Source organism: Mesorhizobium sp. GW821-FHT07A06 (assembly GCF_059419085.1).
Genome location: NZ_JBWKRC010000002.1, coordinates 765077 through 790335, shown reverse-complemented (window position 1 = coordinate 790335; position 25259 = coordinate 765077). Strand labels below are relative to the sequence as shown.

At 64.4% G+C, this 25259-nt stretch carries 28 protein-coding genes; 13 read left to right on the top strand and 15 right to left on the bottom strand.

The genetic code is table 11. The annotated features are described in order from the left end of the window. Positions 1–210 precede the first annotated feature (210 nt). Entirely contained in the window at positions 211–1053 is an 843-nt protein-coding gene (locus AC07SZ_RS09315) for a TIR domain-containing protein (protein ID WP_056571360.1), read from the top strand. A gap of 147 nt (positions 1054–1200) precedes the next feature. Next, entirely contained in the window at positions 1201–1938 is a 738-nt protein-coding gene (locus AC07SZ_RS09310; RefSeq protein WP_494914021.1) for a DUF6602 domain-containing protein, read from the top strand. A 64-nt stretch (positions 1939–2002) separates the two neighbouring features. Here AC07SZ_RS09310 and dinB read toward each other — a convergent pair whose 3' ends face one another. Together dinB and AC07SZ_RS09300 are read right to left on the bottom strand one after the other, a co-directional pair. After that, positions 2003–3250 (bottom strand): DNA polymerase IV, encoded by a 1248-nt coding sequence (dinB, locus tag AC07SZ_RS09305; RefSeq protein ID WP_172372961.1) that lies wholly within the window; start codon positions 3248–3250, stop codon positions 2003–2005. A 117-nt stretch (positions 3251–3367) separates the two neighbouring features. Then, positions 3368–3784 (bottom strand): winged helix-turn-helix transcriptional regulator, encoded by a 417-nt coding sequence (locus AC07SZ_RS09300; RefSeq protein WP_494914020.1) that lies wholly within the window; start codon positions 3782–3784, stop codon positions 3368–3370. A gap of 107 nt (positions 3785–3891) precedes the next feature. On the opposite strand from AC07SZ_RS09300, the gene AC07SZ_RS09295 reads away from it, so the two are divergent. The 4 genes from AC07SZ_RS09295 to AC07SZ_RS09280 all read left to right on the top strand — a co-directional run bounded on the left by AC07SZ_RS09295 (position 3892) and on the right by AC07SZ_RS09280 (position 7660). Further along, positions 3892–4479 carry a dihydrofolate reductase family protein gene (locus AC07SZ_RS09295; RefSeq protein WP_494914019.1) on the top strand — a complete coding sequence of 196 codons (588 nt, stop codon included), beginning with the start codon at positions 3892–3894 and terminating at the stop codon, positions 4477–4479. 118 nt (positions 4480–4597) lie between these two features. Continuing rightward, a complete protein-coding gene (locus AC07SZ_RS09290; protein ID WP_494914018.1) occupies positions 4598–5479 on the top strand; it encodes an SDR family oxidoreductase in 882 nt (293 codons plus the stop codon). Between the two features lie 104 nt (positions 5480–5583). Continuing rightward, the gene (locus tag AC07SZ_RS09285; protein ID WP_494914017.1) at positions 5584–6525 is read left to right on the top strand and encodes an alpha/beta hydrolase; all 942 of its coding nucleotides are present in this window, start codon (positions 5584–5586) and stop codon (positions 6523–6525) included. A 205-nt stretch (positions 6526–6730) separates the two neighbouring features. Then, positions 6731–7660: a sigma-70 family RNA polymerase sigma factor gene (locus tag AC07SZ_RS09280; RefSeq protein WP_172372969.1), complete on the top strand. Its 930-nt coding sequence runs from the start codon at positions 6731–6733 to the stop codon at positions 7658–7660. Between the two features lie 21 nt (positions 7661–7681). On the opposite strand, the gene AC07SZ_RS09275 is transcribed toward AC07SZ_RS09280, so the two are convergent. Continuing rightward, positions 7682–8443: an alpha/beta fold hydrolase gene (locus AC07SZ_RS09275; RefSeq protein ID WP_494914016.1), complete on the bottom strand. Its 762-nt coding sequence runs from the start codon at positions 8441–8443 to the stop codon at positions 7682–7684. 106 nt (positions 8444–8549) lie between these two features. Next, positions 8550–9464, bottom strand: a complete 915-nt coding sequence (locus AC07SZ_RS09270) for an alpha/beta fold hydrolase (protein WP_494914015.1) — start codon at positions 9462–9464, stop codon at positions 8550–8552. A 116-nt stretch (positions 9465–9580) separates the two neighbouring features. Here AC07SZ_RS09270 and AC07SZ_RS09265 point away from each other — a divergent pair, with 116 nt between their 5' ends. Then, positions 9581–10483: a LysR family transcriptional regulator gene (locus AC07SZ_RS09265; protein ID WP_056571388.1), complete on the top strand. Its 903-nt coding sequence runs from the start codon at positions 9581–9583 to the stop codon at positions 10481–10483. A 7-nt stretch (positions 10484–10490) separates the two neighbouring features. Here the strand turns inward: AC07SZ_RS09265 and AC07SZ_RS09260 are convergent, their stop codons facing one another. From AC07SZ_RS09260 to AC07SZ_RS09240, 5 genes are all read right to left on the bottom strand, one after another. Next, positions 10491–11234, bottom strand: coding sequence for a 2OG-Fe(II) oxygenase (locus tag AC07SZ_RS09260; RefSeq protein WP_056571391.1), 744 nt, complete (start codon positions 11232–11234; stop codon positions 10491–10493). Continuing rightward, positions 11231–11776, bottom strand: coding sequence for a methylated-DNA--[protein]-cysteine S-methyltransferase (locus AC07SZ_RS09255; protein WP_494914014.1), 546 nt, complete (start codon positions 11774–11776; stop codon positions 11231–11233). Before AC07SZ_RS09255 ends, AC07SZ_RS09260 begins: the two co-directional genes overlap by 4 nt. Before the next feature lie 298 nt (positions 11777–12074). After that, entirely contained in the window at positions 12075–12284 is a 210-nt protein-coding gene (locus AC07SZ_RS09250) for a hypothetical protein (protein ID WP_246738964.1), read from the bottom strand. 21 nt (positions 12285–12305) lie between these two features. Further along, positions 12306–13433 (bottom strand): bifunctional DNA-binding transcriptional regulator/O6-methylguanine-DNA methyltransferase Ada, encoded by a 1128-nt coding sequence (gene ada, locus AC07SZ_RS09245; protein WP_494914170.1) that lies wholly within the window; start codon positions 13431–13433, stop codon positions 12306–12308. Between the two features lie 67 nt (positions 13434–13500). Then, positions 13501–14193, bottom strand: a complete 693-nt coding sequence (locus tag AC07SZ_RS09240) for a winged helix-turn-helix transcriptional regulator (protein WP_494914013.1) — start codon at positions 14191–14193, stop codon at positions 13501–13503. A gap of 177 nt (positions 14194–14370) precedes the next feature. Between AC07SZ_RS09240 and AC07SZ_RS09235 the strand changes: the two genes are divergently transcribed. Together AC07SZ_RS09235 and AC07SZ_RS09230 are read left to right on the top strand one after the other, a co-directional pair. Further along, entirely contained in the window at positions 14371–14697 is a 327-nt protein-coding gene (locus tag AC07SZ_RS09235) for a DUF1330 domain-containing protein (RefSeq protein ID WP_172372983.1), read from the top strand. A 151-nt stretch (positions 14698–14848) separates the two neighbouring features. Next, complete coding sequence (locus tag AC07SZ_RS09230) at positions 14849–15349, top strand: hypothetical protein (RefSeq protein ID WP_056572119.1); 501 nt, start codon at positions 14849–14851, stop codon at positions 15347–15349. Between the two features lie 79 nt (positions 15350–15428). Here the strand turns inward: AC07SZ_RS09230 and AC07SZ_RS09225 are convergent, their stop codons facing one another. Together AC07SZ_RS09225 and AC07SZ_RS09220 are read right to left on the bottom strand one after the other, a co-directional pair. After that, on the bottom strand, positions 15429–16499 hold the full coding sequence (locus AC07SZ_RS09225) for a phosphatase PAP2 family protein (protein ID WP_494914012.1): 1071 nt from the start codon (positions 16497–16499) through the stop codon (positions 15429–15431). A gap of 259 nt (positions 16500–16758) precedes the next feature. Next, positions 16759–17208, bottom strand: a complete 450-nt coding sequence (locus AC07SZ_RS09220) for an ester cyclase (RefSeq protein WP_172372989.1) — start codon at positions 17206–17208, stop codon at positions 16759–16761. Positions 17209–17415: 207 nt separating this feature from the next. Between AC07SZ_RS09220 and AC07SZ_RS09215 the strand changes: the two genes are divergently transcribed. Beyond that, entirely contained in the window at positions 17416–17604 is a 189-nt protein-coding gene (locus AC07SZ_RS09215) for a hypothetical protein (protein WP_244494080.1), read from the top strand. Between the two features lie 140 nt (positions 17605–17744). Beyond that, entirely contained in the window at positions 17745–19838 is a 2094-nt protein-coding gene (locus tag AC07SZ_RS09210; RefSeq protein WP_494914011.1) for an EAL domain-containing protein, read from the top strand. A 16-nt stretch (positions 19839–19854) separates the two neighbouring features. Here AC07SZ_RS09210 and AC07SZ_RS09205 read toward each other — a convergent pair whose 3' ends face one another. Beyond that, positions 19855–20049 (bottom strand): hypothetical protein, encoded by a 195-nt coding sequence (locus AC07SZ_RS09205; protein ID WP_056572122.1) that lies wholly within the window; start codon positions 20047–20049, stop codon positions 19855–19857. Positions 20050–20236: 187 nt separating this feature from the next. Between AC07SZ_RS09205 and AC07SZ_RS09200 the strand changes: the two genes are divergently transcribed. Then, on the top strand, positions 20237–20956 hold the full coding sequence (locus tag AC07SZ_RS09200; RefSeq protein WP_494914010.1) for a 3-keto-5-aminohexanoate cleavage protein: 720 nt from the start codon (positions 20237–20239) through the stop codon (positions 20954–20956). Positions 20957–20958: 2 nt separating this feature from the next. Here AC07SZ_RS09200 and AC07SZ_RS09195 read toward each other — a convergent pair whose 3' ends face one another. Next, entirely contained in the window at positions 20959–21642 is a 684-nt protein-coding gene (locus tag AC07SZ_RS09195; protein WP_494914009.1) for a YoaK family protein, read from the bottom strand. A 236-nt stretch (positions 21643–21878) separates the two neighbouring features. Here AC07SZ_RS09195 and AC07SZ_RS09190 point away from each other — a divergent pair, with 236 nt between their 5' ends. Next, the gene (locus tag AC07SZ_RS09190) at positions 21879–22454 is read left to right on the top strand and encodes a cytochrome b (protein ID WP_494914008.1); all 576 of its coding nucleotides are present in this window, start codon (positions 21879–21881) and stop codon (positions 22452–22454) included. Positions 22455–22457: 3 nt separating this feature from the next. On the opposite strand, the gene AC07SZ_RS09185 is transcribed toward AC07SZ_RS09190, so the two are convergent. Further along, positions 22458–23558 (bottom strand): serine hydrolase domain-containing protein, encoded by a 1101-nt coding sequence (locus AC07SZ_RS09185; RefSeq protein ID WP_494914007.1) that lies wholly within the window; start codon positions 23556–23558, stop codon positions 22458–22460. Positions 23559–23642: 84 nt separating this feature from the next. Further along, the gene (locus tag AC07SZ_RS09180; protein WP_494914006.1) at positions 23643–25247 is read right to left on the bottom strand and encodes an ABC transporter substrate-binding protein; all 1605 of its coding nucleotides are present in this window, start codon (positions 25245–25247) and stop codon (positions 23643–23645) included. Positions 25248–25259 lie beyond the last annotated feature (12 nt).

The window sequence follows — 25259 nt, the reverse complement described above, 5'->3', positions numbered from 1 at the left end:
GCGGCATGGCGCGGTTTGGCAAGCATTTCACGGCGACGGCCGGGCTTGGGTGGTCGTGTCATCACCTTTTCTGGTGCCCCGCGATAACTTAATCCAGTGTACTACGCTTTTGGCAGGGCGAGGTCTGTTGCCTCAGCGTGACATCTTTGCTTTCTCTGCTTCGAGTTCATCTGTTTTTCGAAGGATTCGGTAGTGGTACGAAAACCTAGCATGGACGCTCCAAAGTCTGCTCACCTAACCCCCGACGACATGCGACGTGGAAAGCGCCGCCTGGAGAAGCGCCTGGCCGAGGTTACGGAATTCGATCCCAAGACCCTTGATCAAAATGACCCTTGGGCCACAGTGCGACCATTGTCGACGTCGGTAGAAACCGCTCTTGACGAGACCTTTGGAAAAGGAAGTATCGAGTATAATCGGTATTTCCCGGCTTCTAAGTTCGATTGGCCGCTTATATTGGGAGGTGATGTTGCTTACCATGACAAGGTAAAGCATGTTGCGGAAGATCGAAATCGTTCTATTCAATTGCTGCAGGCGGCAATCCGTCTACTTGATGAAAGAATAGAGGAGGCGGCGGATCTATCTGGTGGGGAGCGGCTTCAGAAGGCTGTATTCGATGGGAATCGGTCAAACAAGATCTTTATCGTCCATGGCCATGATAACGGAACGAAGGAATCTGTCGCCCGTTTTGTGACGAGACTTGGTTATGAGCCTATCATTCTCCACGAGCAGGCCAATAAAGGGCGGACCATAATTGAGAAATTTCGAGACGAAGCGGACAGTATTGGGTTCGCTATTGTCCTTATGTCACCGGACGATGAGCTGGTATCGGGAATGAAACGCGCCCGCCAAAATGTAATCCTCGAATTGGGCTTCTTTCTTGGCCGATTGGGGCCCTCCAATGTGGCTGCCCTAGTAAGAGGTGATGTCGAAACCCCGAGTGATTTCGATGGTGTGATCTACACGAAGGTTGACGATTCCGGAATTTGGAAGGTTTTACTTGCGAAGGAACTGAAGGCGGCTGGATATTTGATCGATCTTAACAAGGCGCTGTAGCCAATCTGAATGAATTAAGTGAGCATAAACTGTAAATCGGAACGTACGATATCTCATTATCCGGCTGCAAGATGATTTACCTGTCAGGCGGTCTATTTCCATTGTGAAATTTCGACACTCAATCCTGTCAACTGTCTGGAGGCTGGTGTGCCCGTTGATAATGTCTTGCGTCGCCTCGGTGGTATTAGAAAGCAGTTGATGGCCAGCTACGAAGCAAGTGCACCTATGTCTGCTGCTACGAAAGGGCGTGAGCGCGAAACCTTTGTAGATGGATTTCTTAAGGATGTATTTCCACCAATTTACAGATTTGGTTCTGGCGATGTCGTGGACTTGGAAGGCAATCAATCAGGTCAAATAGATGTCGTTGTAGAGTTTCCCCTCGGGCCATCACTGCCCGCTGTTGGCAGTCCGCATCATCGACTCTATCTTGCTGAAACTGTTGCCGCGACCCTCGAAATAAAATCCGATATACAGGCGCAATGGAAAGAAGTTATTCACACTGCGAACTCGCTTTCAAAAATAAAAAGGAGCTCTCCCTCTGGCTTAATAATAGGATCTCGACCATCGCCTCGCATTCCTTTTATAGCTATTGGTTTCAAGGGATGGTCGCGTGCAGATATTGTCAGGCAGAAATTAGTTGATAATAGTGCTATTGACGCGATTTTGATTGTCGAACATGGAATTTTTGCTACCTCATCAGAGTTTGGTAGCTTAGCGGAATTTGGCGAACAATCCGTTTGGCTTGCGATCTCTCTTCTATATGAATTTACTGGTCGTTTAATCTACTCAACATTCAATGGCGCGAATTATGCCGCAACTCCCAAGGTCGCCGATGCGCTTTCTCCGCCTCATCGCTCAGGAGATCAAATACTGCTAACTATGTAGTTTTGAGATTGCTGACATCTAGCGTCGGCCACCTACCGTAGCTGACGTTGGAGCTTTCTTCTGCTCACAGTTCCTTCTCCGCCAGTTCCCTGAATTCGTCGGGCACGGAGCGCGCCGCTTCCAACGCCACGGTGCCGTAGCCGACGGCCTGTTTGCCGAAGCGCTCGCGGATCTTGTCGATGGCGCGGTCGGCGCCGAAGCGGGCAAGGCCTTTTTTGCTGCCCGGCCGGCGCTTCTCGTCGGCGAGGCCGAGCGGCAGGTCGAGCTGCAGTTCGGCGCTCTCCTCCAGATGCGAAACCGAGATCGCCAGCAGCGAGATCGTCTTTTCCCGGGGATGATCGGCGAGCACGCCGCGCACCAGGTCCTGTGCGATCTCGGCCAGCATGGTGGTCGCGGAGATCGGCTGCTTTAGCGTGATCGAGCGCGTGACGGCGCTGAGATCGGCAAAGCGCACGCGCACCGTCACCGTGCGGCCGGGCCGCGCCTTGGCGCGCAGGCGGCTGGCGACGCGGTCGGCCAGGTGGAGCAAGGTGGGCACGATCACCCGCGCCACGGCGGGTTTCTGGCCAAGCGCCGATTGCGCGCCTGCCGAGTGTGCCCGGCGCCTGGTCTCCAGTTTTCTCGGATCGCGATTCCACGACAGGGCGGCAAGCTTTTCGCCGGCGGCGGGGCCGAGCAGCCGCGTCAGCGCGCCGCTATGCGTCCTGGCCAGCTGGCCGATGGTCTCCACGCCGATCTCGGCCAGCCGCGCTTTGGTCGCCGGGCCGACGCCCCACATCAGGGAAACCGGCAAATCATGCAGGAAGGCGAGCTCGGTGCCGGGATCGACCACCACCAGCCCGTCGGGCTTGGCGACCTGCGAGGCGATCTTGGCCAGATGCTTGGTGCGGGCCACGCCGATCGAGATCGGCAGGCCAAGTTCCGTGCGCACGCGGTGGCGGATCGCCGTGGCGATCTCTGCCGGTTGCCCGAACAGATGCGTGCAGCCGGCGACATCGGCGAAGGCCTCGTCGATGGAAATGCGCTCGACCACCGGCGTGAAATCGTCGAGCACCTTGATCGCCGCGTCGCCCAGCCGCTGGTAGTGGCTGAAATTGCCGCCGACGAAGATCAGTTGCGGGCAAAGCTCGCGGGCCTTGCGCCCCGGCATGCCGCCACGCACACCAAAGGCGCGCGCTTCATAGGAGGCGGCGAGCACCACACCGCCGCCGACCGCGATCGGCTTGCCGCGCAGCGATGGATCGAGCAGCTGCTCGACCGAGGCATAGAACGCGTCGAGATCGGCATGCAGGATGGTGGCTGTCGTTTCCATCCCGACCGCTCATCCGCAGTTGCTGATAGATGCGAACGAATAGAGAACAAAAGGTGATTTCTGTCAAGGGAAACCGTTTGCTGAAACCCGTTCCGATGAGGGAAGGAGGGGCGGCGCCTAGACAATATGCTCGGCCCGCAGCGCGGCCTTCATCCGTTCCAGCGCCGGCTCGCCGCCGACCGCCAGTTCGTCGGCAATCCGGGCCAGGTGGCCGTCGGCCTTGCGGTGCTTGCTGCCCCAGGCGCCGAGCGTGGCCAGCACCGGCAAAAGGTCGATGCCGGCCTCGGTCAGCCGGTAGATCGCCTTCAACCCATGGCTCGGGTCGTCGCTGCGGGTGAGGATGCCTTCGTCCTGCAGCGTCTGCAACCGCTCCGCCAGCGTGCGCGAGGAGATGCCCTCATCGGACTGCAGGAACTCGCGAAAATGCCTTTTTCCGGCGAAGGCCAGGTCGCGGATGATGAGCAGCGTCCAGCGGTCGCCGAGCAGTTCCAGCGACAGGCTGATCGGACAGCCGGATCTTTCACGCGTCGACATCTCTATGCTTCCATTTTTAAATCACTTTACTATTGACATCATTTTTGGCTCGCGTCAATGGTTCCAAAAGTAAAGCAATTTTCTTTTGATCCCGCGGGGAGACGACGATGAAGAAGCTCATCCTTCAGATGCAGATGTCGGTCGACGGTTTCGTCGGCGCCTATGAGGATCATGGCTGGCAGCTCTGGGAATGGGGCGACGACAGCGCCTGGGACGAGGAGCTGAAGCGCGACTTCAACACCATCTTCGCCGGGATCGACACAATCCTGCTCAGCCGCAAGATGGCCGAGGAGGGGTATCTGACCCATTGGGGCAATGCGGCGAAGAGGTTTCCGGCCGATCCGTTCCACGCCTTCGCCCAGCGCATCGTGGAGGCCCGGAAGGTGGTGCCGAGCGGCAGGCTGAAAACCTCGCGCTGGGAGCGCACGACGGTGGTCAGCGGCGACCTGCCGCGCGAAGTATCCGCGCTGAAGGCGGGCGAGGGCGGCGACATGGCCGTCTTCGGTGGTGCCGGCTTTGCGTCGGCGCTGATCGCGGCCGGGCTGGTCGACGAGTTCCAGCTGTTCATCAACCCGGCGGTGCTGGGTGCGGGACGCCGCATTTTCGAGCAGGGCGGTTTCCAGAACCTGCTCCTGCTCGGCTCGAAGGCCTATGCCTGCGGCATGGTGGTCAACCGCTACGCCCCGGCGCGGTGATCGGGTACGGCGAGGTTCCTAAAAAAACCGTTTGGCCAGAATCCTTTGCCCTCGCCTGTTCGTCTTCAAGGTGCGGTTGCCGGCGTGGCGGCCGCCTCAATCCCAGACGGAGAAGACGATGATCCTGGTGACAGGCGCCACGGGCCTGAACGGCAAAGCGATCGTGCGCGAGTTCGCGCGGCAAAAACACGAGGTGAGGGCGCTGGTTCGCGACCCGAAGCGGGCGTCCATGGCGGGGCTCGGCGGACTTGCCGGCGTCGAACTGGTCGAGGGCGACATGCGCCGGGCGGAAACGCTGGGCGCGGCACTCGACGGCGTCGACCGCGTCCTGATGATTTCGACCGCCGCCGAAGACATGAGGGAGACGCAGTGCCGTTTCATCGATGCCTGCCGGCAGGCCGGTGTCGCGCATGTGGTGAAGTTCTCCGGTGCCGAATCCAACATCGGCTACGACGCCACGAAGTTCCGCTTCACGCGCATGCATGAGGAGGTCGAGCGCTATCTGGAAGCGGCCGGCATGGCCTGGACGCATCTGCGCCCCAGCCAGTTCATGCAGGTGTACCTGCGCGACGCGCCGACCATTGCCGCCGAGGGGGCTTTCCACCTCGCGCTCGGCGACACCGAACTGTCGCCCGTCGACGTCGAGGATATCGCCAAGGTAGCCTTCCGGCTGCTGCGCGATGGCGGCCATGAAGGCGAGAGCCTCGACATGACCGGACCGGAAGCGCTGACCATGACCGGCATCGCGGCGCGCATATCGCAGGCGATCGGCAAGCCGGTCCGCTATGTCGATATCAGCCCCGCGGAGCGGCGGCGCAATTTGCTGGCCGCCGGCATTCCGGCCGGTTTCGCCGATGCGCTGGACGAGCAACTGGCCGAGCGGCTGCGGCGGCCGAAATCGCGGGTGCATCTGGCGACTCACGACATGTTCGGCGTGCGGCCGACGCCGTTCGTCGAATTCGCCCAACGCCACGCGGCCATGTTCAGAGGCGAGGCTTAGCCGAACTTCGGGAAAAAGCATCGGCGGCGTATCCTTTTTGCCCGCCCGTCCGTCTCTGCTTCTCGAAGGTCGCAGTCGGCGATCGGCAACCCCGGGAGACCATCATGGCGAGCACTGAGAGCGAGGCAAACAGGAACCACTACGCGGCGATCGCAGCCAATGCGGGCAAGCTGACCAGCCCGCAGGCGATCATCGACTACAACGACACGCATTGGACGGCGCTGACCGGCGAGCCGGGCGGTGTCGACTATAGCGAGGTGGATGCCGGCGGCGTGCCGGCGCTGTGGATCGTGCCGAAGGACGCCGACGCGCGGCGCGTGCTGTTCTACGCCCATGGCGGCGGCTTCATCGGCGGTTCGATCTACACGCACCGCAAGCTGGTCGGCCATCTGGCCAAGGCCGTCGGCTGCCGGGCACTGGCCTACGATTATCCACTGGCGCATCAGGCCAAGCACCCGGCGCAGCTCGAGGCGGCGATGGCCGCCTGGAACTGGCTCATCGACCAGGGCGTCGACGCAAAATCGATCGCGCTTGCCGGCGATTCCTGCGGAGCGGTGCTGACCTATGGCGTGCTGCAGCGGCTGCGTTCGCAAGGCCGGCCGTTGCCAGCCGCCACGCTGATCATCTCCGGCTGGTTCGACATGGCACTGACCGGCGCCAGCTACGAGACCAACCGGAAGAAGGATCCGGCCTTCGCCAGGGAGGCCGTCGACTGGCTGGTGACCAACTTCATCGGCGACCGCGACCGGCTCGATCCGGAGGTCAGCGCGCTCTACGCCGACTTGAGCGGCTTTCCGCCAGTGTTCCTGCAGGCCGGTGCCGACGAGGCGCTGGTCGACGAAAGCCGCATGTTCGCCGAGCGCGCACGGCAGGCGGGCATCGAGACGCGCCTCGATGTCTTCGACGGCATGCTGCACTCCTTCCAGATGATGGCCGGCCGGGCGCCGGAGGCCGATGACGCGATCGGCCGCTTCGCCGCCTGGGTGCGGCCGAGGCTGGGCCTGCCGGATGCCGTCGCCATGGCGACCGGCGAAAGGGCGGCGTGACCATGCGCCGGCTGGGCTTGGCGCTTGTGGAAGTGCCGCGCTTGCGCGATGTTGCCATGACGTTAGAGCAGTACACCGTTTCACGGAAACGGCGAACTGCTCTAACTCTTTGTCTTGACGCAATTCCCAAGGGCAAGCGCTACGCGCTTGTCCCGGGAAAACCGCTACACACTTTTCCTGGAATTGCTCTAAGCGACGTGCCGCGATGAACCAGCAGATCCGCGCATCCCGTGAAACGAGGCAAGGCATCGAGCCGCGCCTCGATCCCGAAGGCCTGTTCGACCTGCGCTACAGGGCATTCCTGGAGACGGTCTCGCATTTGCGCGTCCGTCTCCACCGCTACTGCGCGCGCATGACCGGCTCGGCTCTCGACGGCGAGGACATCATGCAGGAGGCGCTGTTCGAGGCCTACCGCAAGATCGCGCTGCTCGACGATGCACAGGCATTGCGGCCATGGCTGTTTCGTATCGCCCATAACAGGTGCATCGACTTCATCCGCAACCGCCGCACGCGGCTCAAGGCCGAAGCCTCCTATGCCAGCGATGAGATCGTGCTGCCGGTCGAGCCCGCCGGTGCGGGCGCCGGCCGCGCCATCGAGCGGCTGGTGGTGCACCTGCCGCCGAAGGAGCGCGCCTGCGTGCTGCTCAAGGATGTCCTCGACCATTCGCTGGAGGAGATCGCCGACCTGGTCGGCTCGACATCGGGCGGCGTCAAGTCGGCGCTCAATCGCGGCCGCGCCAAGCTCGCCGCTCTTCCGGCGCAACCGGTCGCGGCACCCGCGCACGACCCGGAACTGGAGCGGCTGCTCGGCCGCTATGTCGAACTCTTCAATGCCAGGGACTGGGACGGGGTGCGGGCGCTGACCAGCGCCGATGCCCGGCTGCGGGTTTCGGACTGCTACAATGGCCTGCTCTCGCGCTCGCCCTATTTCATCGAATACGAGCGCGGCGAGCCCTGGCGCATGCGGCAAGATGCGATCCAAGGGGAGGCCGTTCTGGTCGTCGACAGGCCGCGGGGCCAGGCATGGCGGCCGGCCTATCTGGTGCGTATCCATGCCGATGGCGGCGTCATCGATCGCATCGCAGACTATTATGCCTGCCCCTGGATCCTGGAGATGGTCTTCGCGGACGGATGACGGACCGATCCGGCCCGCGCCCTATTTCATCGAGTCGGCGGCCGCCAGAATGACATCGGCCACCTCGCGCGGCTTGGAGAGCATCGGAACGTGGCTGGTCGCAAGCTCGGTCACCTCGGCGCCGATCGCCTTGGCCATCGCAGCTTCAGCCGCCGGCGGTATCATGCCGTCGTGGCTGGCGACGATGTAGAAGCTCGGCCTGGTCTCGTAGGCGGCGGCCGTCAGCTTCTCGTCGAAGATACCGGCAAAGGGCGGACCTTGCGTGGCTGCGATCAGGCTGATTTCGCTCGGCGGCAGGTCCTGCGCGAAATATTTGGCGACGCCTTCGGCGCTTAGCCTGACATAGCCGCCGCTATCGGCTTCCAGGGCGCTTGCCCAGGGCAGCGGCGGCTGCCCCTTGCCAAGATCGTTCACCGACACGCCCTTTGGCGGCGCGAAGGCGGCGACGTAGACCAGCGCCTTGACCTTGTCGTTCACGCCCGCCTGACTGATGACGACACCGCCCCAGGAATGGCCGACCAGGATGACCGGCCCCGGCTGGGCATCGATGACCCGCCTGGTTGCGTCGACATCGGCGGCCAATGAGCTCAACGGGTTCTGCACCGCCACCACATTGAGCCCCCTGGCCTCCAGCAAGGGGATGACCTTGCTCCAGCTCGAGCCGTCGGCAAAGGCGCCATGCACCAGCACGACCGTTTTCTTCGGCGCGCCGGCCGCCGAGGCCGGCGCGGCCATCGCCATCAGGACGGCGGCTCCCGACAAGAGAAGATGCGACAACGACATCGAATGGCTCCATTTTTGTCGTGACAGGCCGCTTGCGCGGGACAACCCATCGGCTTGGTTTCATGAGATCGGGTTCAGCAGGCCCCAGACGATCGCCGGCCGGTTGTCACCTGGCGAGGAAATCGGTGATGAGCTTGACCGTGGCATCCGGGTTTTCTTCCATGATCCAATGGCCGGATGCGGGCACGATGGCGCCCGTCACGTCCGACGCGACGAACCGCAGGATGTCGGCCTGTGACGTGCCCGCCGATTTCTCCGCGCCGACTGCCAGCACCGGCATGGGCAGCTTGCCGCCGGCGGCAAGCATCGCCTGGTTGTCGACGGCGTCCTGGTCGAATGCCTTGAACTGCTCGAAAGCGTCATGCATGGCATGCGGCCGCGCATAGAGTTTTGCGTAGTGGACGCGCGTCGCCTCGTCGATCTTCTTCGGGTCGGCCGACAGTTCGTTGTAGAAGCGGTCGAGATAGATGCGCTCGCGGCCCGCCACCAGCCGCTCCATGTCGGGGCCGCGGAAGTTGAAGTGCCACAGCAGCGGGCTTTGCTTGATCTTGTCCCAGTCACCTATGCCCGGCAGCGGTGCGTCGATGACAACCCATTTCGTGATGCGCTTCGGATATTGCGCGGCCAGCGCATAGCCGACCATGTTGCCGATGTCGTGCGTCACCAGGTCGGCCTTGTCGATCTTCAGCGCATCCATCACGCCAGCGATGTCGATCGCCTGGTTCTTCTTGGCGTAGCCGCTGTCCGGATGCGCCGAAAGGCCCATGCCGCGCAGGTCCGGCACGATCACCGTGTGATCCTTCATCAGCTTTGTCGCCGCCGGTGCCCACATGTCGCCGGTATCGCCGAAGCCGTGCAGTAGAATGACCGCGGGCCCTTGTCCGCCGACGCGCACATGCAGGCTGGTGCCGTTGGTCTCGATCGACTGGGTCTTGAAGCCCGCCGGAAACGGGATCACGCGCGCCGAGGCCGGAGCGGCGAGTGACAGCAGACCAAGCACGATAACCAAAGGACGAAACATGATGCATTACCCCGAGCTTTTGTGGCCGCCGTATCGCGGTCCTTCGAACTATGGCACCATGTCCTTGATTTCGTTAGGCGCCGGTCGCCTGATTGTGAATTCGGGAACGCCGAACAATGCTAAAGCTTGAAGCCGCCGCCGCGTTTGTCGCCGTCGCGGAATCCGGTTCGATCAGCGAGGCGGCCAGGCGCATGAGCCTGTCCAAGTCCGTCATCAGCGAGCGGCTGTCGGAGCTCGAGCGCAGCCTCGGCGCAAAACTGCTGGACCGCACCACCCGCAAACTCTCGATCACCGAAGCGGGGCGGGGTTTCTACGAACGCGCCAGGCGCATCATGCAGGAGGTGGCCGATGCCAGAGCCGAAGTCGCCGAACATCGCGGCGAACTGGCTGGGCCGCTCAGGATATCGGCGCCGACCAGTTTCGGCATCCTCCATCTCGGCCCCGCGCTGTATGGTTTCCTGGCCAGGCACCCGGGGATCGAACTGACGCTTGATCTCGACGATCGTTTCGTCAGCATGGTGGCAGATGGTTACGATGCGATCGTGCGTCACGGGCCCGTCGTCGATGACGGACCGGTCATCGTCAGGAAGCTGGCTTCCAGCGCGCGATTCCTGGTGGCCTCGCCGGACTACATCGAGCGGTTCGGACGACCCGCGACCACCGACGACCTGAAACGCCACAAGGGCATCATCTATTCCATCCGGGGCGCCGCCGACTGGCGGTTCAAGATTTCGCGGCGGCTGGTGACGATCCGCCCGCAAACCGCGCTGCGCGTCAACAACGGGATCTTGATGCGCGACGCCGCTCTTGCCGGCCTCGGCCTGGCATTGCTCCCCGCGTACTTCATCCAGACCGAGATCGCCGACAAGCGATTGACGGTCGTCGATGTCGGCGCCGAGCCGCAAGGCGCCACCATCTATATCGCCTATCCCGAGGATAGGCGCGGATCCGCCAAACTGCGCGCGCTCACCACATGGCTGCGCGACGCCTTTGGCGATCCGCCCTATTGGGAGGCTTGAGCGGCGCTCACCTGGCATCGTGAAAAATGATGCCGACCGTGTGGCGCATGCCCGAGCGCAGCCGGCTGACGCCGTGGCGCAGGTTGACGCGGTAGTTGCCCTTGGTTCCCTGCACCGGCCGGTTGTGGACGGCGAAGGCCACCGCATCGCCCTGGCGCAACGGCACCACCTCGACCCGGCTCTGCATGCGCGGCCGCTGCTCGGTCAGCGCGAACTCGCCGCCGGTGAAATCCTCGCCCGGCTCGGAGAGCAGGATCGCCACCTGCAGAGGGAAGGCGAGGTCGCCATAGAGGTCCTGGTGCAGGCAGTTGAAGTCGCCGGGCACATATTGCAGCAGAAGCGGCGTCGGCCGTTCCTGGCCGGCCGCATGGCACTGGTCCAGAAACCCGGCATGGGTGCGGGGATAGCGCAGGGCGATGCCCATGCGCTCGTTCCATCTGTTGGCGACCTCTGCCAGCCTTGGATAGAGCGCGCTTCGCAGGCCGCCGATGAGGTCGGGCAAGGGATAGCGGAAGTAGCGGTATTCGCCCTTGCCGAAACCGTGCCTGGCCATGTGGACGTGACTGCGGAAATGCTGTTCCTGGGGGTAGAGGCCGGCGATCCGCCGGCACTCCTCGGGTGAGAGCAGCTTTTGCATCACCGCGCAGCCGAAGCCGTCGAGTTCGGCGGCAAGGGCCGGCCAGTCGTAGCCGGCGATGCGGGCCTCCGCGGCTTCGACCACGGATGTGGCAACCTTGGCATGGGCGTTCATATCGCGGCCTCCTTGTCCAGCAGCGCGCGCTTGCGCTCGATGCCCCAGCGATAGCCCGACAGCGTGCCGTCGGCTCTGACAACACGATGGCAGGGAATACCGAGCGCGATCGCGTTGGCGGCACAGGCGAGCGCCACGGCGCGGGCGCCGTTCGGCTGGCCAAGGAGCCGGGCAAGCGCGGTGTAGGTCATCGTGGCGCCGCACGGTATGGTGCGCAGCACTTCCCACACCCGTTGCTGGAACGGCGTGCCGTGGCGCATGTCGAGCGGCAGGTCGAGGCCGGCGGCGGGCGTTTCGACGAAGCGCGCTATTGCAGCAAGATCGTCACGCAGCCCCGGTTCGTCTTTGACCAGAACCTTGCCGGGGAAGCGGTTGGCGAGATCCTGCTCCATTGCCTTGGCGTCGTCACCGATCAGGATGGCGCAGACGCCGATGGGGCTGCGAGCGGCCAGGACTTTGCCGATCGCGGATTGGCCGATGGCGTAGGCGATGGTGTCGATGTGCGCCGTCGGTTCGGTCATGGGGGTTTGCATGATATTCATTGCCTTCACTCCTTTGTCTGTGCCTGAACCCTAGCCATGTGCCGGCGCGCGCCCACTCCGGTGCTTGCTTTCAAATTCAAATCTTCGAGGGGCTAGCGATGCCAGGGTAATCACCCTACGGCGCCCCCCTCTGTCCTGCCGGACATCTCCCCCACGGGTGGGGAGATTGGCAGCTTTGGCGCCTCCGCTCGTCCCGCGACGTTGAAAATTGGCGAAGGCCGTGATGACAGCCAATCTCCCCCCTTGTGGGGGAGATGTCCGGCAGGACAGAGGGGGCGCCGTAGGGTGCTGAGTGTGCTTATCCCACACGCGTGACGGACACCTCGCCGAGCACGAACACTTCGCCGCTCAACAGCCGCAGCTCGATCTCGTCTGTCGCGGTGCGGCTCCACTCCGCCCTGCCGCTGTCGACCAGCTCAACGATGGCGGCCAACACCCGCGACTTGGCGTCTTCCGGGCGGCTGACCGCGATCTGGCGGTTTGCGCCGGCGGTGGAGGACCTTGCCATCGCGCGCATCGCCGATCCTCGTCAGGCCCGTGAAGGCCGGTTGGCCCTGTCGGCCGCGGTCGCCGTCCCGTCGGCCTCGCGGTCAAGAAGCGCGCGCCGGCGCTCGGCGCCCCAGGCATAGCCTGAGAGGGCGCCGTCCTTGCGGATCACGCGGTGGCAGGGAATCGCGACCGCATGGGCGTTTGCGGCGCAGGCCCCGGCGACGGCGCGGGTTGCCCTGGGCGAGCCGATGCGTTCGGCGATCTCGGCGTAGGACACCGTGCTGCCGACCGGGATATCCCGCAAGGCCCGCCAGACACGCTGCTGGAACGCGGTGCCGCGCACGTCGAGCGGCAGGTCGAGGCCGAACTGTGGGGCCTCGACGAAGCCGACGACGCGGGCGACCAGCGCCTCGTAGTCGCGGTCGCCGCCGATCAGCCGCGCCCTGGGGAAACGGTTCTGCAGGTCGCGCACCAGCGCGTCCGGATCGCCGCCGAGCAGGATCGAGGCGACGCCCTTGCGGCTCGACGCGACCAGTATGGTGCCGAGCGAGGTCTCGCCGACGGCGAAGCGGATATCCTCGTTGGCGCCGCCGGCGCGGTAGCGCGTCGGCGTCATGCCGAGCATGCCGGTCGATTTCTCGTAAAAGCGGCCGCTTGAATTGAAACCGGCATCGTAGATCGCGGCCGTCACGCTGGCGCCGTCCTCCAGCCCTTGGCGGACCCGGGCGGCGCGGTGCGCGGCGGCATAGTCCTTCGGCGTCAGCCCGGTGATCGCCTTGAAGACGCGGTGGAAATAGCCGGGGCTGCGGCCGGCGGCATCGGCGAGTTCGGCGAGCGAGGGCTCTTGCTCGCCCTGTTCGATCCTGCGGCAGGCATCGGCGACCATCGCGGCATTGCCGGCCTCGAGCGATTGACCATCCGGCTTGCAGCGCCGGCAGGCGCGAAAGCCGGTCGCCTTCGCCTGAGCCAGCGTGTCGTGCAATTGCACATTGGCGGGGTTGGCCTGCCGCGACGGGCAGGAGGGCCGGCAATAGACGCCGGTCGTCGCCACCGAATACCAGAATTCTCCGTCCGCCGATTTGTCACGCGCAACGATGCGCGCCCAGCGTGGGTCGTCGGCCACCGCCAGCGGCGTCGATTTCAGATCTCTTTGCAGCGTGATGAACATGCCGGCATTGAAGCCCGCCTGGGACCGGCCCCGCCACCCGTTTCCTGACAAGCGGCTCTCGGTTCTCCTAAGCCGCGCGTTTGGGCTCCACCGCGAACGGGCTGAGTCCGAGCCAGGTCTGCATCTTCCTGCCGATGGCCCGGTCGCCGTTGAGCGAAACCTTGGCGCCGGCCTTCTCGACGGTCAACAATCCCATCCAGATCGCCGTCATCGTGTGCAGGTCTGTCGAGACGTAGAGATCGACATCGAAGCCGGGATCGTACCAGCACAGGTCGACCTCGCCGTGCTTTTCGACGATCAGCCACCATGAGCGTTTGGATGCCGGCAGATCCTGATACAGGAATTGTATCACCGTGCGCCCTTCAGGGAGCGGCGATGGGTTCAGATTGCGCCGCATGTCCCACATCAGCAGCGACGGATCGAGGTTCTTGAGCGACAGCCGTGACTCGACCCATTTCTGCCCCCAGAAGCCCATCGCCTCGACGACAGGGCGCAAATCGCGGCCGGCCTCGGTCAGCCGGTAATCGAAGATCCCTTTCTCGCCCTGGACCTCCTTGCGCTCGACGATCCCCGCCAGCTCGAGCTCCTTCAGCCGTTGCGACAGAAGGGTCGGCGACATTTTTGGGACGCCGCGGCGCAGGTCGTTGAAGCGGGTCGAACCGGCCACCAATTCACGCATCAGCACCATCGTCCAGCGGGTGCACAGCACCTCGGCGGCCATCGATAGCGGGCAGAACTGCTTGTATCCGTGCTGGGCCATGATTGGTGTCCCTCCCTCGAAGCAAGGCCGAACATTAGCCCTTCATGATTGAGGCGGCGAGTACAGAAACTGTACCGGCCCGGTACAGATCGCGGACTGGTAGGCGAGAGCCCCGCCATGCGAGCCCTTTGGCCGGTGACACGGGATATCCCTGTGCACCGCAACCAGGAGACGACCATGACTGCTTATCTTATCGCGGACATCAAGATGAAGGACCCGAAATGGGTGCCGGCCTATGCCGGCTCGGTGCACGACCTCGTCCACAAGCATGGCGGCAAGTATCTGTCGCGCAGCGGCAATGTGAAGACGCTCGAAGGCAAGCCGCTCGACACCACGCTGATCGCCCTGATGGCGTTCCCGTCGGAGGCGGCGGCGCGCGCCTTCACCAACGATCCGGCCTACGCGCCTTTCGTTTCGGCCCGTCAAGGCGGCAGCGACAGCCGTTTCCAGCTGATCGACGACACCGACCTGGCCGGAACGATCCCGTATCTGCCGAAGGGATGACCGGCATCCGCCGCATCGTTTTCGGGATCTCCAAGCAACAACAGCCACGGCGCTTGCCTGTCGCGCCGCCGTATTTCCGGCGGCCGGCCAGCTGTGCTTTTTCAAGAAGAATGGAATGGATATGATACCAGATTTCCGCAACAGGCTTGTCATGGCGGGGGCCATGCTGGCCGTCTGCACCACCTTCGCACAGGCGCATCAGGAGGCGGCTGAAGCCGTGTCCGGCCCCAATCCGCTGGCCGACAAGGTGCGGGCCGCCAACAACCGGTTTCTCGACGTGAAAGCGGCGACGGCCGAGGGCTATGCGCCCATTCCCTGCGCCAGCGGCATCACCGGCGGCGCCATGGGCATCCACTACGTCAACGGCCAGTACCTGAAGGACGACAAGATCGACATCGCCCGTCCCGAGGCCGTCATGTACGAGCCGATGGCCGACGGCACGTTGAAGCTGGTGGCGGTCGAATACATCACCTCCAAGGGACCGGCGTCGCTGGACGGACAGCTGTTCAACTTCAACAGCGCGCCCAACCGCTATGGCCTTGGTGAATTCTACGAGCTGCATGTCTGGGCCTGGAAGGGCAACCCGACCGGCACTTTCGCCGACATGAACCCGAAAGTGTCTTGCGAACACGCGATGGCGCCGAGCCAGTAGCGAGCCAGGGCCAGGCGGCTCCAGGGCCGCCTGGCCGAACGCCAGCTGGAAGTGGTTTGCCGGCCTCAGCCGAACCCGCTCATTGCGACACCGGTTCTGGCAGCGGCAGATCCAGCCCGACGGTGTCCCGGCTCGCTTGCGGCAGGAGGAAACGCCCTGTCAGATACCAGATCGCGGACACGACAAGGATCGAAAGGTAGCCGTCCACGGCATAGTGCCAGCCGGTGTAGACCGAGCCGAACAGGATGAGTGCTGCAAAAGACCATCCGGCGAAGGCCCAGCGGCGGCCGAAACCGGTGAGGAAGAAAGCATTGAGCGTGGCGATGGCGACATGCATGCTGGGCATCGCGGTGATGCCGGTGCCCAACCGGGACCTGCCGCTGTCGTGTGCATCGAGCAGATAATTGGCGGCGAACCTCACCGGCAAGGCATGCGGGTCCGCCAGCAGCGCGGCGAGCACCCCGGCAAATCGGTCGCCGCCATAGAACCGGTCGTAGAATATCGGCCCGGTGGATGACAGCATGGTCGCAAGAACGGCGCCGCAAAAAATCATGGTGAGCGCGAACGCCCAAAGATAGCGGATGCGCCGGACGGGGTTGTTCCAGAAGGCGACGAAGAGCATGACGCCGAACCATTGCATGAACCACCAGGACATGTAGGCCTTGAAAACCAGCATGGAGGCGGGCTCTGAAACAATGCGGTGCGTCCATACCCAGGGATCGATGCCGTGCAGCCAAAGATCGAATTCGGCCAGCTTGGGATCGGCATAGTAAGGCACGATCTCCGGTATGGTGATCCTGAACGTCGTGAAGGCGGTGATGCCGAGAAAGAACAGCAGGACGACCCGCGCGGCCGCCGGGCCACGTTCCCTGAGCACCCGCACTATGAACCTTGTCGGCGTTGGCCTGCCATACATCAGCGCCGCCAGCCCGAGGCCAACCACCAGGAGCACCGGCAGCACGCTGAGGAATGTCCCGAAATACTGTATGGACAGCCGCAGATAACGCTCCGGCCGCAGGCAAATCGCCGCCGCGATACAGGTAAGGCACAGGGCGGCCAGCAGCCAGTCGCTCCTGGTGACCGCGATGTCCAGGTCGAAAACGGCAAGGGACCGGCGATCGCGGCCCCGTTGCCCGGTGTGCGCACTCATCGAAGGACGTCCCGCCAGCAGCCCAAAGCACTATTGACGGGTATTTTTGCATATTGTGTATTACTATTCAGTTACACTTGGAAAAGGATAAAAATCGAAATATTAGACGTCTATAATTCTTCCTTGTTCATCAAGGAATCGTTGACGAAGATGTCACCGTGAAATGCATAACTATTGACGATGTCGTGTGGCGCTGCCGAACACCCTGACGGGTTGTCGGACCAAGGGGCCACCGCCCAGGCGGCGATGGCCCCGCCGATCAGGCTGCCTTGATCAGGCCGAGCTGGGTCAGCGCCGCGACGCCGTCGTCGAGGCCGATCTCCTCGACGATCCTGCCGTCGATCACCTTCAGCACCGTGGTGCCGGTGAAGCGCATGGCGCGTCCGGTGGCGGCGGGCAGCGAACCGGCCAGGAAATCGCCGAAAGCCGGGCCGGTATGCGTGCCGCCGCCCTCCCACTGGCCGACGACATAGTCGCCCTCGGCGATGAGATCGGCGGTGGCCCAGAAGTTGAGATCCGGGAAGGCGGCGCGGAAATCGGTCATGAAGGCCTTGATGTCGTCGCGGCCCCGGCGTGGCTCATGCAAGGAATATTTGAGCAGCATGTCGGGCGCGGCGATGTCGTCGACGACCGACAGATCGCAGGTTCCACCCCAGAAATCGGTGAACCATCTGACGACGACGGCCTTGTTGTCTTCCTGTTTGGTCATGGGAGGGTCCTCTTGTTGTCGTGCATGCCGTTTCCCCAAGGCGTGGGCGCATTCGGCCCGATGGCTGATGGGCGGCTGCTTCTCCCGAGACCGCCGGGATGGGCGGCCTCGTGCGATCACTAGGACCATTGGCCGGCGACAGAACTCCGCTTCTTGTCGGCCAATCAAAAGACCGCGAAGCGTCGGTACCGGGACCTGGACAGGGCCGTGCAGGCCAAACTCTGTTCCGCTGGGCCCAAGCCTGGCCACCTGGCCCGGATAGACTTGAGCGGTGAATGGGCACTGAAGAAGGAACTGGCCATGAAGAAGACCTACGAAAAGCCGAGGCTCGAAAAGCGCGAAAAACTGTCCAGCGTGACGGCGGCCACTGGCGTGTCAACGGTCGAGGAAAATTGACGGGCCGCCTGCTGCGGCATGCAGCGTGGGCGTCTTGACGGGCCGCTGACCTTCCCGACATGGCCATCCGCCGCTCCGGTAACTGTTTCTTCTCTGGTTTTGCGGCAGATTGTCCGTGGGTGGGGCAAGCGAAACAGACTATGGCGCGTCAGAGCAGGAAAGGTCGCAACGGAGCGTTCTGGGCCAAGGCCCTGGAACGCGCCCAACTTGGCGTCTGGGACTGGGATCTTCGCAGCGGCGATTGCTTTTATTCGGCGACCTGGGCGCGAATGCTGGGTTACGGGGAAGATGAACTCGCCAACGCCAGCGACCTGTGGCTGCAACTCACCCATCCCGAGGATCGCGAACGCGCGCTGGCCAGTGGCGATCGCCACATCGCCGGGCTGACCGATACCATCGAGACCGAACTCAGGCTGAAGCACAAGCGGGGGCACTGGGTGTGGGTGCTCGATCGCGGCGGCATCGTCGAACGCGGCGCGGACGGGCGGCCGCTGCGGCTGATGGGCGTGCAGACCGACATCTCGAAGCAGAAAGCGGCCGAAGCCGCGCTCGAACAGGTCAATGTGCGCTTTCGCCTCGCGCTCGCCGCCAGCGGCACCGGCATCTGGCACTACGACATCGCTACCAACAAGAGCTATTGGGACGCCCGCACCCGGGACATATTCGGCCTCGTCGCCGACACAGACGAGGTGGCGGGCGACCTCTGGCACACCTACCTGCACCCCGACGACAAGGAAGCCACCGAACGGGCGCACCTGCCGTCACCCGGCTCGGACGGCGTTACCGCCTCGCAGTACCGGATCATCAGGCGCGACGGCGAGATCCGCCATATCGAATCGCTGGTGCGTTTCGTCGCCGCCGCGGGCGCTGCCGGCCAGGTCCTCGGCACGGTGCGCGACATCACCGAGGACAAGCTGCGCGAGCAGGAGCTTGCCTTCGCCGCCCGCCACGATGCGCTGACCGGCCTGTGGAACCGCGCCGCCTTCGACAGGCTGCTTGCCGACCATATCGCCACGGGCATGCCGCTGGCGGTGTTCTATATCGATCTCGACTACTTCAAGGCGCTCAACGACTTCGCCGGCCACGCCGCCGGCGATCTCGCGCTGAAGAGCGTGGCGGCGGGCATCGGCCGCTGCCTGCCGCCATCGGCGCACGCGGCGCGGCTGGGCGGCGACGAGTTCGCCCTGCTGGTGCCCCATTGCGACGCCACACAGGCCGAGCGGCTGGCCGGCGCCATCCTGGCGGCCGTGCGCGGCGCCGATCTCGGCCTCGCCGCGACCTCGCGCCGGCTCGCGGCGAGCATCGGCATCGCGATCGTCGATGACCGAACCACCACGGTTGCCGACGCGCTGGCCTGCGCCGACGATGCCTGCTACGCGGCCAAGGCCGCCGGGCGCGACCGTTTCGCGGTGTTTTCAGCCGAGGCCGCTTCGGGCGGCCTCAACGCGGCACGGCTCGCCGCCGACACGGTCGACGCCATGGAGGACGGCCGGCTGAAACTGTTCGGCCAGGAGATCCACCGGCTGGGCCGGCCCTGGCAGGAAAGCCGCCATGTCGAGGTGCTGGCGCGGCTTGCCGGGCGCGCCGGAAAGCTGATTCCGCCCAGCGAATTCATACCGGCGGCCGAGCGCTTCGGCATTGCCGCCAGGCTCGATCGCTGGATCATCCGCACCGCGCTCTCGCGGCACGGCGCGGCCATGAAGTCCGGCGCGATCACGCTCGGCTTCAACCTGTCGGCGCAGACGCTGAGCGACCCGGGCCTGTGGGACTTCGTCGACGGCATCATCGAGCAAACCGGGGCGCCGCATTCGGGCATCGGATTCGAGATCACCGAAACCGCCGCCGTCACCAATTTCGACGCCGCCGAGGCGTTCGTGCGCAAGGCGCGCGAGCGGCGCTGCAAGGTCAGTCTCGACGATTTCGGCGCCGGCATGAGTTCGTTCGAATATCTCAGGCGTTTTCCGGTCGATGCCATCAAGATCGATGGTTCCTTCATCGAGCACATCGCCGAGAGCCGCTTCGACCGCGAGATCGTCTCGGCCATATCAGGCATTGCCCGCAGTGTCGGCTGCGCCGTCGTGGCCGAGAAGATCGAGCAGGCCGAGACGCTCGGCATCCTGCAGGCAATGGGCGTCGATTTCGGCCAGGGCTTCCTGCTGCACCGGCCCGAACCGCTGGAGCAGATCGTGGCACGTGCGGCCGGGCCGGCAAGCGGAGCCCGCAAGGCATCCTGATGCCTGTCGCTCAAAATCAGCTGGATTGCCGCATCGTCGCCTGGGGAAAGGCCAGCACTCCGGTCTCGGACCGCCTGTGCTGTGCTTCCGCCACCGTCTCGATGAGGAGGTCGAGGGCCTCGCATGTCGAGCGACTCGTCTCGTCATTGCCGCGCAGATAGTGATAGGCGCGTTCGAGATGGATGCGGGCGGCTGAAAAATCGCTGGTCAATGGTCCCTCCATGATCCCGCCCTAATTTATCTTGGCTCGCCCGCCGGAACGCTGGGTAAATATCCACAGGCGTTTTTTATTCAAATGCCGCCGGACCTTGCCGCGCTGTCAGGAGAGGCACCGCGCAACTCTTTGCCCGGCCTGGCCGCACGGCTAGACTGCGACTTCCTTGCCCGAGGTGACATTCATGATCGTCCAGGCCTGCATCAACGGCGCGCGTCCGCGCGATTTCCACCCGAAGCTGCCGCTCGACGCGCAGGCCATGGCAAGCGATGCCGCGGCCTGTGTCGCCGCCGGCGCCGGCGAACTGCACATCCATCCGCGCGGCGCCGACGGGCGCGAAAGCCTGGCGGCCGTCGACGCGACGGTGCTGGCGGTGCGCCGGGCTTGCCCGGGCACGCTTGTCGGTGTGTCGACCGGCGCCTGGATCGAGAACGATGTCGGGCGGACCCGCGCGGCGATCGCCGGCTGGCGCGAACTGCCCGACTACGCCTCTGTCAACCTGTCGGAAGCCGATGCGCCCGCCGTGATGGAGCTGTTGCGCCAGCGCGGCGTCGGCATCGAGGCCGGGCTTGCCACGACAGAGGATGCCGAGCGCTTCGTGGCGCTTGCCGACCGCAACCGGGTGCTGCGCATCCTGGTCGAGATCGACATCCAGGACCTGGCGGCAGCGCTCGACGAGGCTCGAGGCATCGGCGCCGTGCTCGAACGCGCCGAAATGCGGCGGCCGATCCTGCTGCATGGCGCCGACGCCACGGTCTGGCCGTTCGTGGAATTGGCGCGCCAAAAACGCTGGTCGACGCGGGTCGGGCTGGAAGACGGCAAGACGCTGGCCGATGGAACGGTGGCGAAAGACAATGCCGAAATCGTTGCGGCGGCGGCGGCGATTTTCTCGTCGCGGGGCTGATCCTATTGCCTCGTCTCCTCCGGCGCCGCGATCCGCAGCACCAGCGCGGCCAGCGCGATCACCGGCGGAACGACGAAGCACCAGACATTGACGAAGGCGAAGCCGAGTGCCGCTGCCGCGCAGCCGGCGGCGAACACGGCGACCGCCGCCGCCATGCGCCGCAGGCGGGCAACAAGCGCCGGGCGGGCCTGCGGCGCCAGCCCGCCGACGAGGTCGGCCAGGTCGATCATGATCTGGGTGGTGGTGCCGGTCATCAGCGTCGAGGGCGGGGCTGCCGCCAGATGGACCCGGTGCACCGCGTTCTGGATCGCCATGGCGGCGACCAGCACCATGCCGGTGACGATCGCGGCCGCGCTGTCGCCGCTGGCGAAAGGGCCAAAGCGGATCGCCAGGGCGGCCCCGATGACAAGCAGCGCCAGTTTGGTTCCCAACAGCGGCCCGAGCGCCGGCCGGCCATGCCGGCGCAGATGTTCGCCGGCCAGCCGGGTCAGGATGACGACGATGCAGAACACCGGCAGCGCCAGGAGCTTTGCCAGCACGCCCGAAATACCGAGCACCAGCGAGGCGCCCAGGGTGACGAAGTTTCCCGTCACATGCGCGGTGAACAAGCCCTGCAGCGCCAGGAAGCCCGCCGTGTCGACATAACCGCCATTGAGACTCAACAGCAGCGGCAGAGTGGGCTTCATGGCGGCATCTCGCTTCCGGGGATCAGGCAGCGTCTCATATCCCCGCGCGGCAATCCAGCTGCGAGCGCACCAACCGTATCGATCGCGGCACCTCTTGCCGGCGGCGGGCGAGACATCCCGTCATACAGACCGGCGCATGACAAATTTATTAGAGGGCACTTGAGGAACAATCGAAACGAGGGCAAGTTCGGAGAGGGGTGCGGGAGGAACGTGTCCAACTGTTTGGGAACTCTCGCATGTCGCTGTCCGGTACTACAACCCGCTACGGAGGCCTTGCCCAGGCATTGCACTGGCTGACGGCAGTGCTCGTGCTCATTGCCTTCCTGGTTTCGGCAGGTGGTCCTCCCGAGCGCGTCTATTCAGCGGCCAGGGCCTCGACGCTGCTGGTTCATGAATCGCTGGGCTTCGCCGTTTTCTGGCTGTTGGTCATCCGCCTTGCCTGGCGACTGTTCGACCGCATTCCCGATGCCCCGGCCATGCCAGCCTGGATGGAGGTCGCTTCGAAGGCAACGCATTGGGCGCTCTACGCACTGCTTTTCGCGATCCCGGTGACCGCCATGCTCGGCGCCTGGTTCGGAGGTCACCCTGTGACGGTCTACGGCCTGGGAGCAATCGGCCCGTTTTCAGGCACTTGGGGTGCTCCGCTGGCGGAAATCCATGGCACGCTTGGCGATATCATCATGTGGCTCGCCGGCCTGCATGCGGCCGCGGCCATCTTCCATCACGTCTTTCTTCGCGATCGCGTGCTCAGCCAGATGCTGCCTGGCTTGCCCGATCCGTCCTCCGGTTTCGGGCGCCAGGCGCGGCCCTGACTCTTACTCGAGAATGATCCGGATCGCCTGATCGACCACCGGATGCAGGCCGCTGGCCTGGAAGGAGAGGCGGTTGCCGGAGCCGACATTGCTGGTCATGGCGATGGTGAGATCCGTTTCGGGGTCGTGCAGCATGACGGCGACATAGCCCGGAATGCTGCCCTGGTGGCCGTAGAAGGCGCGGTCGGCATAGGCGCTCTGGAACATGCCGGCGCCGGTTTCGCGCATGCGTGTGCCGGGAAAGCTCGCCGGCACGCGGTGTTCGAACATCTCCGCGAAGAAGGGCGGCGACAGCAGCCCACCGGAAAACAGGCCGCGCATGAAGCCCACCATGTCGGTCGGGGTCGACACCATGTCGCCGCAGCCATAGGCGGCCCCGAAGGGGAAGGAATCGGAGGAATCCTGCAATGCGTCGGAATAGGGCAGCACGCCGTCCATGCGCCACATCTCGGCGCCCGAGGCGATGTCGGCCGGCGCGTCCGGCGCCGGCGGCGGCCGGTGGTAATAGCCACGGACCATCGATTTTTCCGGAAAGGCCTCGGTCGCCGGCGACCAGGTGTTTTTCAGGCCGAGCGGCTGCAGGATCGCGCTTCTGACATAGGCGCCCAGCGACTGGCCGGTGACGGCCTCGATCACCATGCCGGCCAGCACATAGCCGGTGTTGTTGTAGACGGCAGGACCGCCCGGGGCCTTCTGCTTGTCGGAGGCGAAGGCGATGTCGACCAGCTGCCGAGGCGTCCACCGTCGGCTCGGGTCCATCGGAATGTAATATTCGAATTCCGGCAGCCCGCTGCGATGGTTGATCAGCTGGCGCACCGAGATGTCTTTCGCCCCCGGCAGGTCCGGGAACCAGGCGGAGATCGGCGCGCCGAGGTCGAGCTTGCCGGCCTCGGCGAGCTTGACCAGTGCCGCCGCGACGAAGGTCTTGGTGCAACTGCCGATCTTGAACAGTTGGTCCGGTGTGACGCCGGCGCCGCTTTGCCGGTCGGAAAGCCCCGATGCGAGGGCGGTCGGCGTCGCGCCGTTTCGCGCATAGGCCAGCGAGGCGCCTACCGCGCCATCGGCGAGGTAGCTGTCGAGGAGGGCGGTCAAGTTTTCACGCATCGATTCTGCTTTCGCCGCTAAATTGCTGGTTTCATGGATGTCGTGGTCCATCCAGCCGAGGGATGGACCAGGAGGAGCCGGGCCTTACTCCGCTATGTCGACCGCGGCGAAATTCTGCCGGCCGAAGGGGTCGAGCACGTAGTTGAGCACGCTCTTGCGGATCGGGATCGCCACCATGGAATGGGCGATCGGCGCCACCGGCACCTCCACCTTCAGGATGGCCTGCGCCTTGCCGTAGATCGCGGCGCGTTCCTTCGGGTCGGCGGCGACGCGGCCTTCGTCAAGCAGTTTCTCGAAATCCTTGTCGCACCAGCGCGAGCGGTTCGAACCGCCCTTCACGCCGTCACAGGACAGGAGGTAGCTCAGCATGTTGTCGGGATCGCCATTGTCGCTGCTGCCGCCGAGCAGGAAGGTGTCCTGCTCGCCCGCGGCGGTGCGCTTGAGATATTCGCCCCATTCGAAGCTGACGATCTCCGACTGGACACCGACCTTGGCCCAGTCGGCCTGGATCATCTCGGCCATGCGCTTGGCGTTGGGATTGTAGGGGCGCGACACCGGCATCGCCCACAGGCTGATCTTCAGCCCGCTTTCGTGGCCGGCTTCCTTCAGCAGCTTCTTGGCGCCGTCGGGATCATAGTCGATGCCGGCATCGGTGACGGCACCGAGCTGCGCCGGCGGCACGACGCTGCCGGCCACCGTGCCCGCGCCGGCATAGACGGCCTCGACGATCGCCTTGCGGTCGATGGCCTTGGCCAGCGCGGTGCGCACGCGCGCATCACCCAGCGGCTGGTGTTCGACATTGAAGCCGAGAATGCCGATGTTCTGGCCCTTGAGATCGAGCACCGTGATGTCGGGATCGGAGCGCAGCTCGGCCACCGCGCTTGGCGGCGGCGGCGCGGCGACCTGGCATTCATTGGCCTTGATGCGCTCGACGCGGGTGGTCGGCTCGGGCGTGATGGCGAAGACCAGCGTGTCGATCTTCGGCGCGCCGCGCCAGTAATCCTTGTTGGCGCTGTAGCGGACCTGGCTGTCGGGCACATAGGCCTCGAGCATGAACGGGCCGGTGCCGACCGGCTGGCTGTCGATCAGCTCCGGCGTCCCGGCCGCCACCATCTTCTCGGTCTGCTCCAGCGACAGGATCGAGAGATAGTCGAGCGCCAGCCCGGCCAGGAAGGTGACGTTGGCTGCTGTCAGCGTGAAGCGCACCGTGTAGTCGTCGACCTTGTCGATCTTGTCGATGAGCGTGCCCATGCCCAGCGCGTTGAAGTACTCGTAAGTGCCGCCGCCGAGCTTGTGGTAGGGATTGTTGGCATCGCGCTGGCGGTTGAAGGTGTAGAGCACGTCGTCGGCGTTGAAATCACGCGTCGGGGTGAAATGCTCGTTCGACTGGAACTTCACGCCGTGGCGCAGGTGGAACGTGTAGGTCTTGCCGTCCGGTGAGACATCCCAGCTCTCGGCCAGCGCCGGCCCGACCTCCGTCGTACCCGGCTTGAACTCGACCAGCCGGTTGAAGATCGTCTTGGCGGCGGCGTCCATGGTGGAATCGGCGATGCCGATCGCCGGGTTGAAGGTCTCCGGATTGGCTTCCGAACAATAGACCAGTGTCTTGGCGTAGGCCTGCCCGCCGAGAAGGACGGACGAGGCCAGAAGGGTCGAGGCAAGCACGGCGCGCAGAACGGTGGATTTCATCGCAAACGCTCC